Below are 15,508 nucleotides of genomic sequence, written 5' to 3'. Positions count from 1 at the left end.
TTGCTCACGCGTTCACCTTGCTCTTCTTCGTGCGGGTGGTGTGCGAGGCGATCCAGACCGCTGCGCCCACCAAGCCACCGATACCGACCACCCAGGCGAAGAGGCCCTCGGACACCGGACCCAGTCCGCCCAGCGTGAAGCCGGCGTACTCGGGGGTTTCTTCGAGACTACCGAGGTAGGCAATGACGTCCCGCTTCTCCTCGGGGGAGAGGTTGCCGTTGCTGAAGTTGGGCATCTGCTGGGGCCCGGTGAGCATCGCCTCGAAGATGTACTTGGGCTCGACGCCGTGGAGCGAGGGCGCGTAGCCGCCGCGCGGCATGGCACCACCGGCACCGTTGAAGTTGTGGCACGCAGTGCAGTTGGTGAGGAAGATCTGACCGCCTCGGGAGATGGCCTCCTGGCGCTCCTCCTCCGACAGGTCGTCGATGGAGTAGTCGGACTCGTTGGGGATGGCCGGGCCGGGGCCGAGCGAGGCGACGTACGCCGCCAGGGCAGCGATCTCCTCGTCGTTGAAGACGACCTTCTTGCGCGGAGCCTGCTGGCCCGGGGCAGCCATCGGCATGCGACCGGTGCCGACCTGGAAGTCGACCGCCGCGGCGCCCACGCCGACGAGCGAGGGGCCGAGCTGGTAGCCGTCGCGGACGGTGGGCACGCCCTCGCCGTTCTGGCCGTGGCAGAACGAGCAGCTGGCCAGGAAGAGCTCCTTGCCCTTCGCGACCTGCTCGGTCTCGCTCGGCTGCGAGTCAGCCTGGGCGGGGGAGAAGACCGTGTAGAGGGAGCCGCTGATCAGCAGCCCCAGGAGGAGCACGGCGAGACCCGCAAGAGGTCCCCGACGGTGCCGGGAGAGGCGCCCAGCGGTTCGGTTGAGCAAACGCACTTTTGAGTCCTTGCCAGTTGCGACGGTGATGGCTGTCTGGGCGTGCTTACTGGATGACGTAGATCGTGAAGAACAGACCGATCCAGACCACGTCGACGAAGTGCCAGTAGTAGGACACGACGATGGCGGTGACGGCTTGCTCGTGGGTGAAGCGGCGGGCCAGGTAGGTGCGGCCGAGGACGAACAGGAAGGCGATCAGGCCGCCGACCACGTGGATGCCGTGGAACCCGGTGGTCAGGTAGAACATCGAGCCGTAGGCCGAGCTCGGGATGGTCACGCCGTGCTCGATGAGCTCGGCGTACTCCAGCGCCTGGCCGCCGATGAAGATGGCGCCCATGACGTAGGTGAGGATGAACCACTCGCGCAGGCCCCACTTGGTGAAGTTGAGCAGGCCCCCGGTGCGCCCGACCTGGCCGCGCTCCGCGGCGAACACGCCCCACTGGCAGGCGAAGGACGACGCCACGAGGATGGCGGTGTTGGCTGTCGCGAAGGGAACGTTGAGCAGGGCGGTCTCCTGCGCCCACAGCTCAGGGCTCACCGCGCGGATGGTGAAGTAGGACGCGAACAGCGCCGCGAAGAACATCAGCTCGCTCGAGAGCCAGATGATCGTGCCCACGCTGACCATGCTGGGTCGGTCGTGGTGCCCGTGCAGACGGGAGGCCGGAATCGTCGCAGTTGCTGTCGCCACGCAGACATTATGGCCGTTGGTGGGGACAAGGGGCACCCCGACCCCCTGTGTTGCTCCGTCATAAAGTTCACAGCGTGCTCAACACCCTCCTCGCCCTCTCCGCGGACGCCGCCGAGGTCCTTCCGAGATTCACGCTCGGACGCGTCCTGACGGACTGGGGGATCGACCCGATCCCGTTCGTGGTGACCATCTGGGCGGTCGGGTTGTACGCCGTGGGGGTGGGCGTGCTGCGCCGCCGCGGGGACCGCTGGCCGATCGGTCGGACGCTGTCGTTCGTGGTGCTCGGGATGGGCTCCTTCGCCTTCGCCACCATGTCGGGGCTGGGCATCTACGACACCACGCTCCTGAGCGTGCACATGGTCCAGCACATGGTGCTGTCGATGGTCGTGCCGCTCGCCCTGGCGCTCGGCGCGCCGGTCACCCTCGCCCTGCGCACGCTGCCGGCGACGCCGCGACGGTGGCTGCTGGCGGTGCTCCACTCCCGGGTCGCCAAGGTGCTGGCGTTCCCGCCCCTGGCGTTCGTGCTCTATGTCGCCTCGCCCTGGGCGCTCTACTTCAGCCCGTGGTACGACGCCAGCCTGAGCTCGTCCTTCGTCCACCAGATGATGCACATCCACCTCGTGCTGGTCGGCACGCTGTTCTTCTGGCCGCTGATGGGTATCGACCCGGTCCCCGGCCGGGTCGGCTACCCGTTCCGGGTGCTCCTCGTCCTCATGACACTGCCCTTCCACGCGTTCCTGGGCGTCACGATCATGGGCCAGACGACGCTCATCGGGGAGGAGCACTACGTCGCGCTCCGGGAGGGCCCGATGGGTGCGTGGCTGCCCCCGATGCTCGAGGACCAGCACCTGGCCGGAGGCATCCTCTGGGCCAGCGGCGACCTCATCGGCGTCCTCTTCTTCGGCGTGCTCTTCACACAGTGGGTGCGCTCGTCGATGAAGGAGGCCGATCGCGAGGACCGGCGGCTCGACCTCGCTGAGCGGCGTACGCCGACGGCGCGGCCTGTGACGCATGCCTCGGCGCCGGCGACGGGTGACGACGGTTACGATGCGTCTCGTGACTGAAGCCGCCGCAGACCGTTCGCTCAAGGTCCTCGTCTACAGCGACGACGTGAACACCCGCCAGCAGGTCATCCTGGCGCTGGGTCGCCGTCCGCACCCCGACCTCCCCGAGCTCGAGTACGTCGAGGTCGCCACCGAGCCGGTGGTGCTGCAGAACATGGACCGCGGCGACATCGACCTGGCGATCCTCGACGGCGAGGCCGTGCCCGCCGGCGGCATGGGCATCGCGAAGCAGCTCAAGGACGAGATCTTCCAGTGCCCGCCCGTCGTGGTGCTGACCGGTCGCCCGCAGGACGCCTGGCTCGCCACCTGGTCGCGCGCCGAGGCCGCCGTCCCGCACCCGATCGACCCGATCCAGCTCGCCGAGGCCGTCATCGGCCTGCTCCGCTCCTCGGTCCCGGCCACCTCCTGATGCGGTGAGGCTCGTCGTCCAGATTCCTTGCCTGAACGAGGAGTCCACTCTCCCGTCGGTGCTGGAGTCCATCCCTCGGACCATCGAGGGCATCGATGAGATCGTCGTCGTGGTGATCGACGACGGCTGCACCGACCGAACGGTCGAAATAGCCCGCCAGCACGGTGTAGAGCACTTCGTGCGCCACACCAGCACCCGCGGGCTTGCCCGCTCCTTCCAAGACGGCATCTCCTACGCCTTGGCCCTCGGCGCGGACATTGTGGTCAACACCGATGGTGACAACCAGTACCCGCAGGACCGCATCTGCGATCTCGTGGCACCCGTCCGTGACGGGCATGCGGACGTCGTCATCGCGGACCGGCAAACGGGTCAGATCCAGCACTTCTCGCCGATGAAGAAGGCACTGCAGCGCCTCGGCAGCGGTGTCGTAAACAAAGTTGCGGGCACTGAGCTCCCTGATGCCGCCAGCGGTTTTCGGGCATACTCCCGAGAGAGCCTCATGAGGCTCAACACGGTGACCCGCTTCAGCTACTGCATGGAAACGATCATCCAGGCGGGGAACATGCGTCTCGCGATCGACAGCGTCCCTGTAGTGACCAACGCCAAGACCCGGGATTCCCGGCTGTTCTCCTCGACGCGCCAGCACGTCTGGCGCTCCGGTGCAGCCATAGTCCGTAGCTACATCATGTTCCGACCGTACGTGATTTTTGGTTCGCTAATGGCAGCCTTCGGGGTCCTCGGCCTCGTCCCGTTCCTCCGGTACGCCGTCATCGAGGCCGCGGGCGACGGCGGCGGCCATTTGCAGTCGCTGCTTGTGGGCGCAGTGCTCCTGATCATGGCTTTCCTCAGCGGGATGCTGGGTGTGATTTCTGATCTGATCCGCACCAACCGCATCCTCATAGAAACGACCCTCGAGCACACCAAACGTGCGCGGTTCTCCGCTGGAGAAGATCGTCACGCCGTAGTTGATCCGCTCGTCACCCAAGCCGTGACCGCACCCGCGCCCTGACTCGCAGCGTCTGGGTCATGGCGAGGACGAGGTCTACGCCTATGAGCACAACTCGGGACACAACTGCGACGACGAGGGCGACGGACAAGGGATGCTGCGACGTGAGAGCCAGCACGAGCACCCCTTCACGCGCTCCGGCGCCGGCAGGAGCCATCACCACCAGTACGCCGGCTGCTGACGCGAGGCTGTAGGCGACGAGGGACAGCCCCACGTTCTCCAGCGAGGCCCGAACCGAGGGCGATGGCAGTAGCGCGGAGACGTGCAGGGCGAAAAGTCCGTTGGCGACGAGGCACCACGCGGTCGACGAGACCAGGCTTCTTGTCGACACAGATGGCAGGTCGAGTTCAATACCGAGCCGTCGCGTCAGCCTGCTCGCACGTGACAGGAGACGGTTGAGTACTGGTGGCCACAGCGTGACGGTCAAGGCAGCGGCCATCACGGGAGCCCACGCAATCCACCCCTTGACCGGCAGCACTAGGAGTGCCAATGCCCCGCCCACAGAAAGAGCTACCCAGACTGTCAGGACCAGGTGCACGGCCCCGGCCGAGGACATTGCGGCAGCAGGGAGTCCGATGCTCCGACCTAGAGCGGTTTGAGTCACGATCGGCCACACTCCCCCGGGCAGGTACTTCGTCAGCTGGGAGACCGAGAAGATTGTCCACCCCTCCCGAATGGGCAAGTCGATACCGCACGCGCGAGTTGCGTGAACCCACGAGATCAGCATGGCGCACATCGCGAGCGCAGCGAAGCCGCACGCGGCCGCCAATTGCCACACCGCGAGCTGCGCCGCCGCTTGCGTGACCGCGTCCCGGTCCCTCGCTACGAGCCAGGTGCCGATCGCGACGCAGCCCAGTACGAACGCACCCGTGGCGACGGGTCTCACGTAGCGTGCGGTCACCGTCGGGCGGTCAAGCGTCTGGGGGGTGGGTTGGTGCGAGTGCCACCAGGTTGGCGGTCACCGGGTGTGAGTACCCAAATGTACGTTGGCAAGACGGGTACTAAGGTCCTCCATGCGCGCGGCGGGATCCGGTCCATCGTTGGGGTGATCATGTCTCGGGCGCCGAAGAGGTCGGGGTGTGACAGTACCGGCAGGGTGTAGTCCCAGATGACGAACTCACTGCACATATTTACAAGACCCCGTCTCGTACGAAACCGCTCGTAGTAGTGGTCGCCTCGGCCTGCGAGTCGCATGTAGTGATCAGAAGCTGCGCGGGGCAGCCACGACAGGAAGGGCAGGCGGTAGTGGGGTTCCATGACCCCGAGGCGATTTCCCAAGCCCAGGTAGGCCACGCCTTGTGGAGCCAGCACGCGCTTGATCTCGGCCAAGACCGCGTCCGGATCGACCACGTGCTCGTAGATGTGATTGAGGACCACGACGTCGACCGATTCGTCGCCAAGCGGAAGACGCGATCCGTCGGCGATGAAGAGTCGGTCAGCGCCGTGGACCTCGCGTCGCGCCCACGCCAACGCGGAGGCGTCGATGTCGACACCCATGGCGGTGGCGCCCGTAGCCGCGAGAGCACTCACGGTGAAGCCGGTAGAGGCCCCGATGTCCAACGCCGTAGATCCCGTCAGGTCGTGACGTCCCAGGAAGTGCTGAATGACCTTGACGATCTTCTCGGACTTGACGACTCGCTTGGCGCGGTCCTTGGTCAAAGGCTGGAGGTCGGAGTACTCGTGCTGTGGTTTTCGCTCCGGGTGGGTCTCGGGCACACGACGGATCCTAGCGATCGCCCTGCTAGCGTGCAGCCGTGCGTGTAGCGGTGGTCGGACCTACCCATCCGTTCAAGGGTGGGGTCGCTCAGCACACGACAGTCCTGGCCCGCGCCTTGCATGAAGCTGGCCATGATGTGGAAGTGGTGTCGTGGAAGAGTCAGTACCCGCGCCTGCTGTATCCTGGCGCCCAACATGTGACTGGTCCGCCGGAGATCCAGCCTATCGCCGCCACTCGGCGTCGCCTCCACTGGGCGTGGCCTTGGACTTGGATCTCGGAGGCGCGTCGCCTGCGCGGCGCCGACTTCGTCGTACTTGCGCACGTCACCCCGGTTCAAGTGCCCGCCTACTGGATCCTCCTGCGGCTGGGGGCGCCGCAACGAGGACGTTCGGCGATCATCTGCCACAACGTGCTGCCGCACGAACGGACCGCCCTGCAGCGACCGTTGGTATCAGCACTCCTCTCTCGCGCACAGTTGGTGCTCACCCACTCGGCCGATCAGGCCGCGCTGGCAGCGACGCTAACCAGCAGTACTATCGCATCAGTACCGCTGCCGCCCTTCGGACCGGACTCCTTCACTTCAAGAGGGGCGATGTCCGATCAGGTTCATCGAAGGCTGCTGTTCTTCGGGATCGTCAGGCCCTACAAGGGTCTTGACGTCCTGTTGCGCGCGCTGGCGCAGGGTCCCGCAGGGGTCGAGCTCAGGGTGGCAGGGGAGTTCTGGCACGGGGCGGCAGAGTACACGAATCTCTGTCAACAGCTCGGAATCGAGGACCGCGTCGAGTTCATCCCGGAGTATGTTGCTGCGGAGGAGGTGCCGACGATCTTCGACCGAGTCGACGCGCTGGTGCTTCCGTACCGCACTGCTACCGGTTCCCAAGGCCCCTTGACGGCGTTCGACTTCGGTGTGCCCGTCATCGCGACCGACGTCGGTGCGCTGGCAGAACGCGTCACACCAGAAGTGGACGGACTGGTAGTGCCCCCGGATGATGTGGAGGCACTGGCAAGCGCGCTTGAGCGTTTCTACAGCGACGGCACAGAACTACGATTGCGCAGGGGGGTTCGCCGGTCGGACACATCTGGGATGTGGAGTGATTACCTCGCGGCGCTGGGAGTACAGACTCAGCGTGACTCGACTGCCTGAGGCACGTCGGTCAGCGACGCCTGCGGCGTGCCAGCCCAGATGCGGCAAGCGAGGTAGGTCGCGGCGAGCCCGGTTGCAGCAAAGCCAAGGAGGACGTACGGCTGCTGCACCATGACGGAGAAGAGAGCGTGATGGGTCCACACCTCCTCGGTGGTCGAACCCAGCGTCTGGTTCGCCGCTCCGGCGGCGATGATCAGAGCCTGAAATATCAGCACCGGCGCCAATAGCCGCCGCGCCGCCGGCCCCACGCTTGTTGCGGCGTACGCCAAAGCGGGGGCCGCGCACGCAAGCAGCTCCAGCGTGAGTCGATATCCGTAGAAAGCGTCCCCTCCGCTGAAGCGATTGAGCAGCCCCTGCAGAAGGGTATAGGCAATCCCGCCGAGCAACAGAGCTCTGCTCCATTCCGGCAATGTGGTCCAGCGTTTCAGCAAAGAGGGCACGAGCAAGAGGATGACTGGGGTCCAGACGAGGAGACCTCGCCCCGGCGATACCCAGAAGCCGAGCTGGTTGACGACATCGAGCGTGTGCGTCTCTGCATACTCGCCGAACTTGTCGGTCTCGTACGAAGCCATGGGATTCCAGTCTCCATAGATCCAGCGCGTCCACGCTGCTTGCAGGAGCAGCATCAGACCGCTCGAAGCGCCGATGACAGCTGTGAGCCCAGCGTCCCTGCGGCGCCAGCCGAGGAGAAGTCCGAACACCGCGACGATCACCGCGGCATGCAATCGTCCCCACACCACGACACCGCCGAACAGTCCAACGAGCCACCAGCGCTCTCGCGTTGCGGCCCAACCCATTCCGCAGACACCGACGATCGTGATCGTGTGCGGCCACATACCGTCAGCTGCCACGGTCCACACCGGCGTGCCCAAAGCGAACACAAGCGCACCCAGCGCCGCTTCGCGGGGGGCGAGCCGCTCACGGAGTGTCAGGGCCAGGAGCAGGACGGCAAGGGCTGTTATCAGGGCGGCGGTCACAGCCCCAGGAATCAGGGAGAACGTCTCGCGCCCGAAGAGTGCGTATGCGGGTATGGCGGCCGCGACGGCTCCGGGGGAGCGACCGATGACCTCCTGCCCGTCGGAGCGCTCGATGACCCAGATGTCGCGGCCCGGGTGGTCGTCAATAGGCGGGTATGTCGTGTCGCGGAAGATCGGGTCACCAGCCGACGTCAGTTGCCACGACAGAACATTCGCAGCGGCCACGTCGCCAGAGCCAGTCGAGTAGCTTGCCGTCGCAACAAAGACAGACAGGCAGATGGCAGCGACAACAGACGGCATCCGCCATTCCGACGACGTGCTGCTGGAGTCGTTGGGCGCGGAGGTCTTTGACACGCCTTCATTGTTCACGACAATCGCCTCGCCTGCGGGCAAATCGACGGCGCTCACGCCTCAACCACTAATCTGACACCATGTCTCACACGTGGTCCGACGTCCTCTCCAGGCTGGTCGCCGGTGGCGACTTGACGACCGAGCAGGCGCGATGGGCTATGGATGAGGTCTTCGCCGGCGCGGCCACCCCGGTCCAGCTCGCCGGGCTCGTCGTCGCGTTGCGCGCCAAGGGCGAGACGGTCGAGGAAGTTGCGGGCATCGCCGAAGCGATGCTCGCCGCGGCCAACCCGATCTCTGTGCCCGGCCGCCTGCTCGACATCGTCGGCACCGGCGGTGACCGCTCGATGTCGGTCAACATCTCGACGATGGCCGCGATCGTCGCAGCCGGCGCCGGCGCGCGGGTGGTCAAGCACGGCAACCGTTCGGCGTCCTCGAAGTCCGGCTCCGCCGACGTCCTCGAGGCCCTCGGCATCCGCCTCGACCTCGCTCCCGCGCGCGTTGCCGCGATAGCCGAGGAGGCGGGCATCACGTTCTGCTTCTCCGCCGCCTTCCACCCGGCCATGCGCCACGCCGCAGCACCGCGTCGGGAGCTCGGCATCGCCACGACGTTCAACATCCTCGGTCCGCTGACGAATCCGGCCCGCCCGCAGGCGCAGGCCATCGGCTGTGCCGATGCCCGCATGGCTCCCGTCATGGCGGGAGTGCTCGCCCAACGTGCCGTCGACGCCTGGGTCTTCCGCGGCGACGACGGCCTCGACGAGCTGACGACCACGACGACCTCCACCCTGTGGCGCGTCCGCAACGGAACGGTCACCGAGTCGTCGGTAGACCCTGCGTCCCTCGGCATCGCCCGCGCGACCACCGAGGACCTCCGCGGTGGAGACGCCGCCCAGAACGCCGATGTCGTGCGACGCCTGCTGGCTGGCGCGCAGGGGCCTGTGCGTGACGCCGTGGTGCTCAACGCCGGGGCGGCGCTGGCGGTCTACGACTCACCGGACGCCGACGTCGATGCCGCGCTGGAGGTCGGGGTGGCGAAGGCGGCCAAGGCGATCGACTCGGGCGCTGCGCAGGCCGCGCTCGATCGGTGGGTGGCAGCCACCTCGGCCTGACGTCGGCTCAGGTCTGCGGAGGCACCAGGAACACGAAGTCGTCGTCCTCCTGCTCGACCTCCCAACCAAGGACGTGTTCGAGCGTGTACCCCAGCGGCGACTGCGGGTCGAGCAGCGCGGCCGACACCTGGAGGTCGGCGAGCTCGTCGTCCCAGCCCGGGCGCAGGCGCGTCAGGTCGTAGTTGCGCTGGATCTCCGAGTCCGTGAACACGTCGCCATAACCGTGCATGACGAGCTCGAGATCGGGATGTCGGTAGAGGAGGAACGAGCCGCTGTCCCAGTCGTTGAGAAGCGGGGTGCCGGGTGCCAGCTCGTCGAGCCGATTGTTCACCCAGCTCGGCACGACCGCCACGTCGGAGCGACTCTGCACCACGGGCCAGAGCGCGCAGCAGGCCGTCAGCGTCATCGCCAGCAGGACCAGTCGCTCACGTCTGGCGAACGGGACCTCCGACGGTACGAGGCGTCCCAGGCTCATCGCCAGCAGCGGGGTGAGGATGAGGGCACCGACGACGGTCGTCCGCATCGAGTACAGGCTCCACGCGATCGCCAGCACGGTCAGTGTGACGTGGACCCACGGGACTGGCTTCGACCGGAACCCGCATGTCACCACCACGAGAACCATCGCGGCGAGCACCGCGGAGGAGGGCGAGGTGAAGTCGGGAGCGCCCCACTCGGCGAAGTACTCCGACCTGCTGCCGATCGAGACCAGCGATCGGTAGGTGTCCATGCCGATAGGGGTCAGGGCGGCCACCACGAGGGACGCGAGGGGGATCGTGGCCGCCCGGGCGAGGAACCTGCGGGAGTAGCGGCGTTCGAGCACCATGCCGGCGACAGCCGCAGCCGAGATCGAGATGCCGACCGGCCACATGCCGTGGCACATGGGCCACAGCCAGGCGAGGAGCACCAGCCAGTAGCGCACTCGACCGTCTCGCGAGGTGGCCAGCCATGCGGCGACGGTCACCACCACGAATAGGTAGCTGAGCAGCTGCGGGCGAGCCGTGAACCCCGGGTATGCGGCGATCGTACCGATGACGACAGCGATGCCGGCCGGCAGCGGGTCGACGAACCGGCGGCAGGTCGCGAACAGCAGGACGACCAATGACAGGACCAGGACGCCGGTGCCCCAGATGACGCTGTCGAGCCCCCAGCGATCCACGGACCAGGCCATGGCAGCCTGGGAGAGCCATTGCGTCGGGATCCACTGCGCCGTGTCGAAGACCCCGAGGTTGCCCGGGGAGCTGATCCGCCACCCGTCGAGGAACTCCTGACCGAAGCGCAGGTGGAACCACAGGTCCGCCTGCGCGGGCGGCGCCTGCTGCAGGAGCACGAGGACGACAAGCAGGACGGCAACGACGACGAGCGGTCCGACGCGCCGGACCAGGATCGAGATCATCCGGTCACGTCCAGCACCCACGCGTCGCCACGTGCGGTGAACCCGATGCGTTCGTAGTAGGCCCCCACCATCCCAGGAGGTGTAACCACACGCCGAATGCCTCGACCTGCGAGCAGTCCGCTCTTGCGCCAGACGAACTCGCCGGGCGAGAAGTCACGGAAGCGTGGCGTGACGTAGTCGAGCAGCACGTCGGCAGTGTCGCCGTTCTCCCGCAGGAGCACGACTCCGACGGTCTCGTCGCCCTTCTGGACCAGGAACGCGCCCTGGTCGTCGGACGGGTCGTGGACGAAGGAGGGATTGAACTTGAGGATGTCCGCCCCGTGCACGCGAAGCGTGTGACGGAGGTACTCGTCGGCCGGACCGACCTCGAGCACCTCGAACGCGGTCTCGTCATGGCGGTCGCGCAGGAGCCGGACGATGAACCAGGTGTTGATGGCGACCAGCACGACATTCATGCCGACCATCGGCCATACCTCGAGGGCCGTGTTGAAGACGATGAGCAGCACGCACGCGATCGCATTCAGCACGCGCAGCCGGAGCACGCTCGCCTGCAGGAGGGAGTAGACGAGCAGGGCGCTGCCGCCCCAACCCAGGACGTCGAGCCAATGGTCAGCGAGCCAGGTCACGGCGGGAGACTATCCCCCGCCGTGACCGGTGTGCGGCACTTCGTCACTTCACCACGTAGAGGATGATCCTCTTCGATTTCGAGCCGAAGGTCTGGGCGTTGCCGACGTAGACCACCTGCAGCCGGTGCTTGCCCTTGGGGAGCTTCTTCAGCTTGAGGGCCTTCTTGCCCTTGTGGACGGGCGCCATCGTGAACTGGGCGATCTTCTTGCCCTTGTCGAGGACCTGCACGACGCCGGTCGGCGTGGCGAGCCCGGCGACCGTCACCGTGACGGTCAGCCTCGCCCGCTTGCCCACCTTCACCCGCGACGACTTGAGTGCGCCGGCCGTCGCAGACTTAAGTCGAGCCACCGACACTGCCGCCGTGGTAGCCGATCCCTCGTTGAACCCCTCGGCCGAGCCGAAGACTGCGACCGACAGGTCCTTGCCGGCGTCATCCGTGGTGACGCGGTACGTCGCACTGGTCGCTCCCGGGATGGGGACGCCGGTTCGGAGCCACTGGTAGCGGAACGTGGTCGCCGCGGGGGACCACGAGCCCGGGGCTGCCTTCAGGCTCCCGCCGGGCGTCGCAGAGCCGGAGATGGTGGGAGCGCCGACGTTCTGCAGCGCGCCGCCTGCGGTCACGGCGATCTCGTTGCTCACGGACACGCCGTTCAGGTAGCCGGCCTTGCTGCCCGTGACCCGCAGCGACACCACGCGGGTGTAGTCGTCCGTCGTCAAGGTGTACGTCGGGCCGACCGCGTTCCGGATCGCGGAGCCGTTGCGCAGCCATTGGTAGCTGACCTGCACGTCGGCCTGGTTCCACATCGGCGCCACGCTGGTCAGGGTCTTGCCCACCGACGACCCCTCGGGAGCCGCGATCTGCGTCGGTGTGGTCGCCCGCAGCCCCGCGTCCACGGTGAAGCTCCAGGTGGGGCTCGAGCCGATGCTGTTGCCGGCGACGTCGAGCGCCTTGACCGACCACGTGTACGTCCCGTTGGTCAGGTTGGTGGGAGAGGACCAGGCGGTCGCAGCGGTCGTCACGGCACCCGGGTTGGCGGCGCCACTGGTCACCGGCTCGATGTCGATCGTGTACCTGGTGGCACGGGCCGAGGCCTCGCCGTAGGTCGCCCACCGGAAGGTGGTCCCCATGGGCTGCACGGCAGCCCGGTCGGTGGGACTGGTGAGCTGCACCGGGAGCGGGTCGACGTAGAACCGACCCAGGTCGGACCACCGTCCTGCCTTGCCACCCACGTCGGTTCGCCTCACGCGCCAGCGGTAGGGCTCCGACGAGGGCGGAAGGGGGGTCGCAGGGACGAAGGCCGCCTGCTTGGTCACCGTCCGGAACACCTGGTTTCCCGTGGACGGGACGGTGTCGTCGTTCTTGTAGACCTCGAGCTCCCACGTGGCGTCGAAGTCCTCGGCGCTCCACCGGAACAGGGTGCTGCCCGCTGCCTGGCGGCTGTTGAACGCAGGGCGGGCGACCGGATCGACGACTGCTCGCTCGGGCACCGCCGCAGTGTCGGGATCGAGGTTCGCGGCCGGAGTTGCCTTCACGATCTTGCGGGTCTCGGACCAGGAGAGACGGTTGTTGCTGCCGTCGATCGCCTGGACGCGCCACCACAGGTCACCCTCGGGGTAGGTCTTGGTGAAGGCGGTGTAGGTGGCCTGGTCGACGGTGACGTCATCGATCGTGTTGCTGTCGGTGATGGTCGCCGACTGCGCGACCTGGAGACGGTAGCGCTGCGCAGTCTGATAGGGCGGGACCGTCCCGTCGTACACGGGAGTCGTCGCCTGGTTGGTGAGGTGGTAGTCGGTCCAACGGAACGTCACCTGGTCGCCCAGCGTGGCGTCGGCTGCCGGGGACTCCAGCTCGACCCGCGGCGACACCTTCCGGAACGCGCTGGCCCCCGAGTCGATCTGACCGGAGGGGCCGGGGCCACAGTTGTGGGTCGGCATTACGCGCGCACATGGCCGGATGTACCAGTAGTACGCGGATCCCGACTCGTTGTCGGGCATGGCACTCGGCGAGTGCGACGCAGTGGGCGCGAACCGCGACGCGATCGTCTGCTCACCGTCATAGACGAGGTTGGTGAAGTCGGGGTCCTCGGCGACGTACACCTGGTAGCCGCCGGCGCCCGGCACCGACTCCCAGTCCAGGACGGGGGTCGCCGACATGCCGGTGCAGACTGTCTGCTCGTCGGTCACACCGTTGGTCACGACGAGACGCTTCGCGCAGGTGTGACCCGCATCCACGGACGTCCCGTCGAGCGCCACCTGGTGGCCCGCGGCTCGTACGGGCGCCTCGATGGTGAAGGTGGAGGTCGGTCCCCTACCGAGGTAGTTGCCGGTCTCGTCGTCGTAGGCCTCCACCCACCAGGTCCGGGTGCCCGGCCTGAGGAAATAGGTCGAGAGGTCGGTCACTGCGGGGTAGTAGAGGCGCGTGGACAGGATCGAGGTGGCACTGTCCGGAAGCACGTATCCGGGCGTCTCGGAGACCCGCAGCTTGTAGTAGACGGGGTTGTCGACGGTGGACTCGACAGGTTGCCAGGCAAGCGCGGGGAACCGGGAGGTGATCTGTCCCGATGCGAGGGGCAGCGGCGTAAGCGGTTCGGCTCCCGCCTCGAGCGGAGCCTCCAGCACCCGCACCGAGCCAGCCGTGTAGGTGGGGGAGAAGCGACCGTCGCCGTCGACAGCAGTGATCTTCCACGTGAAGAGGTCGGGGTTGCGCCCGGGGTCGACCTCGTCGTCGTCGGACGGCAGGAGGGCCGTGGGGGTCCAGGACAGCGCGGAGGTCGTCGCGTTCACGGTCCCGGCAGCACCGGTGACGGTGATGCGATAGGCGTTGGCGTCGGGGCTCGGCTGCCAGCGGAAGGTGGGCACCGCGACGGTGCTGCCGTTCGCGGGTGAGACTGGCTGGACGCGACCGCTGTCGTAGACGAAGCGGCCCGTGTCGGAGTACACGCCGTTGACGTTTGCCGGCCCGTCGATCGGCCGGACGCGCCAGTACGTCGTCGTTCCCTGCGATGGCCCGCAGCGGTCACCGTCGAAACCCGGGACGTAGGTCGTGGACTGCGTGGAGCACGTCGCGTAGGTGCCGTTCGTGAAGTACTCGTCACTCCCCACCTCCAGCACGTAGCGCGTGGCGTGGCGCACTGGCGTCCACTGGTAGTAGACGTCGTCGCCGATCGGGCTCGCCGTGGTCACCGGCGGGTGGACCAACGACGGCTTGAACGGCCAGCGCCGGTCGAACACGCTCGGAGAGGCAGGCCACGGAGTGGGCTCCCCCGCGGCGTTGTACGCCCGCACCTTCCAGTAGTACGTGTTGTTGTCGTAGGTCGTCGTGGGGGAGTAGCGGGTCGAGAGGACCTTGCGCTTCTCGATCTGCGTGTTGAAGTCGGGGTCGAGCGCGACCCAGATCTCATACTCCTTGGCTCCCTTGACCGGGTCCCAGTCGAAGACGACGTCCTGCACCTCGACCCGCGGTCGTACGCCGTCGGCCGGGTGTGGGGCGCAGACCAGCTTGGTTTCACAGGTGGCCGACGACGTGACCGACGGCAGCTGGGCGACGTCGTACCTGGCGTAGGTGGTCCACTCGCTCTGGAGCCCATAGTCGAACTTCGCCCGCACACGCACGTGGAAGTCCTCGGTGCCCTGCCGCTCGCCGACGCCCTGCGGGTCGGGCCAGACGTAGGTGGTGGTCCTGACGTCCTTGACGACGCCGCCCACTCCGTCGCCTTCGGCGTCCATCTCGACGTCGTACGAGATCGCGCCCGGGACGGCGTCCCACGAGATGATCGGCGGGGAGACCGGCGGCAGCACTCCGGACGACACCGTCACGTTGGACGGCTTGCCGAGGTCGCCGATGGCCACCGTCGAGCCGGTCCAGCCGCTGGCGCCGGTGCCGTCGATGGCCTGGACCTGCCAGTAGAGCGTGCCGGCGCGGAGGACCCGGGTCGGGGTGTAGGACGTGGCGGTCGTCTCCTGGTTGAAGAGCAGCGATGAGAACGACGAGGTCTCTGAACCCTGCACGCGGTACTTGGTCGCGCCCGGCTGTGGATCCCACGACAGGGTGGGGATGGGCGTCCCGTCGGCCGTCGGGCTGGTCGGCGCCGGCGGTGCGGCGTGTGCCAACGGACCCGGGGCCGCGAGGAGGCCGACACAGAGGCC

At 67.2% G+C, this 15,508-nt stretch carries 13 protein-coding genes; 5 read left to right on the top strand and 8 right to left on the bottom strand.

Features of this window, described 5'->3' with window-relative positions; genetic code table 11:
- Positions 1-4: 4 nt before the first annotated feature.
- Positions 5-877, bottom strand: a complete 873-nt coding sequence (locus Q1B24_RS04865; RefSeq protein WP_299924024.1) for a cytochrome c — start codon at positions 875-877, stop codon at positions 5-7.
- A 46-nt stretch (positions 878-923) separates the two neighbouring features.
- Entirely contained in the window at positions 924-1,529 is a 606-nt protein-coding gene (locus tag Q1B24_RS04860) for a heme-copper oxidase subunit III (RefSeq protein ID WP_299925097.1), read from the bottom strand.
- 110 nt (positions 1,530-1,639) lie between these two features.
- On the opposite strand from Q1B24_RS04860, the gene Q1B24_RS04855 reads away from it, so the two are divergent.
- Genes Q1B24_RS04855 through Q1B24_RS04845 form a run of 3 tightly spaced genes read left to right on the top strand, consistent with a single transcriptional unit; the run spans position 1,640 to position 4,047 of the window.
- Positions 1,640-2,629 (top strand): cytochrome c oxidase assembly protein, encoded by a 990-nt coding sequence (locus tag Q1B24_RS04855; protein WP_299924021.1) that lies wholly within the window; start codon positions 1,640-1,642, stop codon positions 2,627-2,629.
- Positions 2,622-3,038 carry a hypothetical protein gene (locus Q1B24_RS04850; RefSeq protein ID WP_299924018.1) on the top strand — a complete coding sequence of 139 codons (417 nt, stop codon included), beginning with the start codon at positions 2,622-2,624 and terminating at the stop codon, positions 3,036-3,038. The genes Q1B24_RS04855 and Q1B24_RS04850 overlap by 8 nt, the downstream gene beginning before the upstream one ends.
- 4 nt (positions 3,039-3,042) lie before the next feature.
- Positions 3,043-4,047: a glycosyltransferase family 2 protein gene (locus Q1B24_RS04845; protein WP_299924015.1), complete on the top strand. Its 1,005-nt coding sequence runs from the start codon at positions 3,043-3,045 to the stop codon at positions 4,045-4,047.
- Here Q1B24_RS04845 and Q1B24_RS04840 read toward each other — a convergent pair.
- The gene (locus Q1B24_RS04840) at positions 4,016-4,945 is read right to left on the bottom strand and encodes a hypothetical protein (protein WP_299924011.1); all 930 of its coding nucleotides are present in this window, start codon (positions 4,943-4,945) and stop codon (positions 4,016-4,018) included. The genes Q1B24_RS04845 and Q1B24_RS04840 overlap by 32 nt on opposite strands.
- Positions 4,942-5,760, bottom strand: a complete 819-nt coding sequence (locus Q1B24_RS04835; protein ID WP_299924008.1) for a class I SAM-dependent methyltransferase — start codon at positions 5,758-5,760, stop codon at positions 4,942-4,944. The genes Q1B24_RS04840 and Q1B24_RS04835 overlap by 4 nt, the downstream gene beginning before the upstream one ends.
- A gap of 38 nt (positions 5,761-5,798) precedes the next feature.
- Between Q1B24_RS04835 and Q1B24_RS04830 the strand changes: the two genes are divergently transcribed.
- Positions 5,799-6,905 carry a glycosyltransferase gene (locus Q1B24_RS04830; protein WP_299924006.1) on the top strand — a complete coding sequence of 369 codons (1,107 nt, stop codon included), beginning with the start codon at positions 5,799-5,801 and terminating at the stop codon, positions 6,903-6,905.
- Here Q1B24_RS04830 and Q1B24_RS04825 read toward each other — a convergent pair.
- Entirely contained in the window at positions 6,884-8,290 is a 1,407-nt protein-coding gene (locus Q1B24_RS04825) for a hypothetical protein (protein ID WP_299924003.1), read from the bottom strand. The genes Q1B24_RS04830 and Q1B24_RS04825 overlap by 22 nt on opposite strands.
- A 23-nt stretch (positions 8,291-8,313) precedes the next feature.
- Between Q1B24_RS04825 and trpD the strand changes: the two genes are divergently transcribed.
- On the top strand, positions 8,314-9,342 hold the full coding sequence (trpD, locus tag Q1B24_RS04820; RefSeq protein WP_299924000.1) for an anthranilate phosphoribosyltransferase: 1,029 nt from the start codon (positions 8,314-8,316) through the stop codon (positions 9,340-9,342).
- 7 nt (positions 9,343-9,349) lie between these two features.
- Here trpD and Q1B24_RS04815 read toward each other — a convergent pair whose 3' ends face one another.
- Genes Q1B24_RS04815 through Q1B24_RS04805 form a run of 3 tightly spaced genes read right to left on the bottom strand, consistent with a single transcriptional unit; the run spans position 9,350 to position 15,370 of the window.
- Complete coding sequence (locus Q1B24_RS04815; RefSeq protein WP_299923997.1) at positions 9,350-10,756, bottom strand: hypothetical protein; 1,407 nt, start codon at positions 10,754-10,756, stop codon at positions 9,350-9,352.
- Positions 10,732-11,361, bottom strand: coding sequence for a hypothetical protein (locus Q1B24_RS04810; RefSeq protein ID WP_299923994.1), 630 nt, complete (start codon positions 11,359-11,361; stop codon positions 10,732-10,734). The genes Q1B24_RS04815 and Q1B24_RS04810 overlap by 25 nt, the downstream gene beginning before the upstream one ends.
- A 43-nt stretch (positions 11,362-11,404) precedes the next feature.
- Positions 11,405-15,370: an Ig-like domain repeat protein gene (locus tag Q1B24_RS04805; RefSeq protein WP_299923991.1), complete on the bottom strand. Its 3,966-nt coding sequence runs from the start codon at positions 15,368-15,370 to the stop codon at positions 11,405-11,407.
- Between the last annotated feature and the right edge of the window lie 138 nt (positions 15,371-15,508).

This window comes from uncultured Nocardioides sp., from assembly GCF_947488025.1.
GTDB lineage: Bacteria > Actinomycetota > Actinomycetes > Propionibacteriales > Nocardioidaceae > Nocardioides.
The sequence above is the reverse complement of the archived record's forward strand: the minus strand, read 5'-3'. Positions and strand labels throughout refer to the sequence as shown.

Excerpts from the sequence above, each read along its gene's own strand:
- trpD (WP_299924000.1), top strand. The coding sequence starts at position 8,314 with ATGTCTCACACGTGGTCCGACGTCCTCTCCAGGCTGGTCGCCGGTGGC.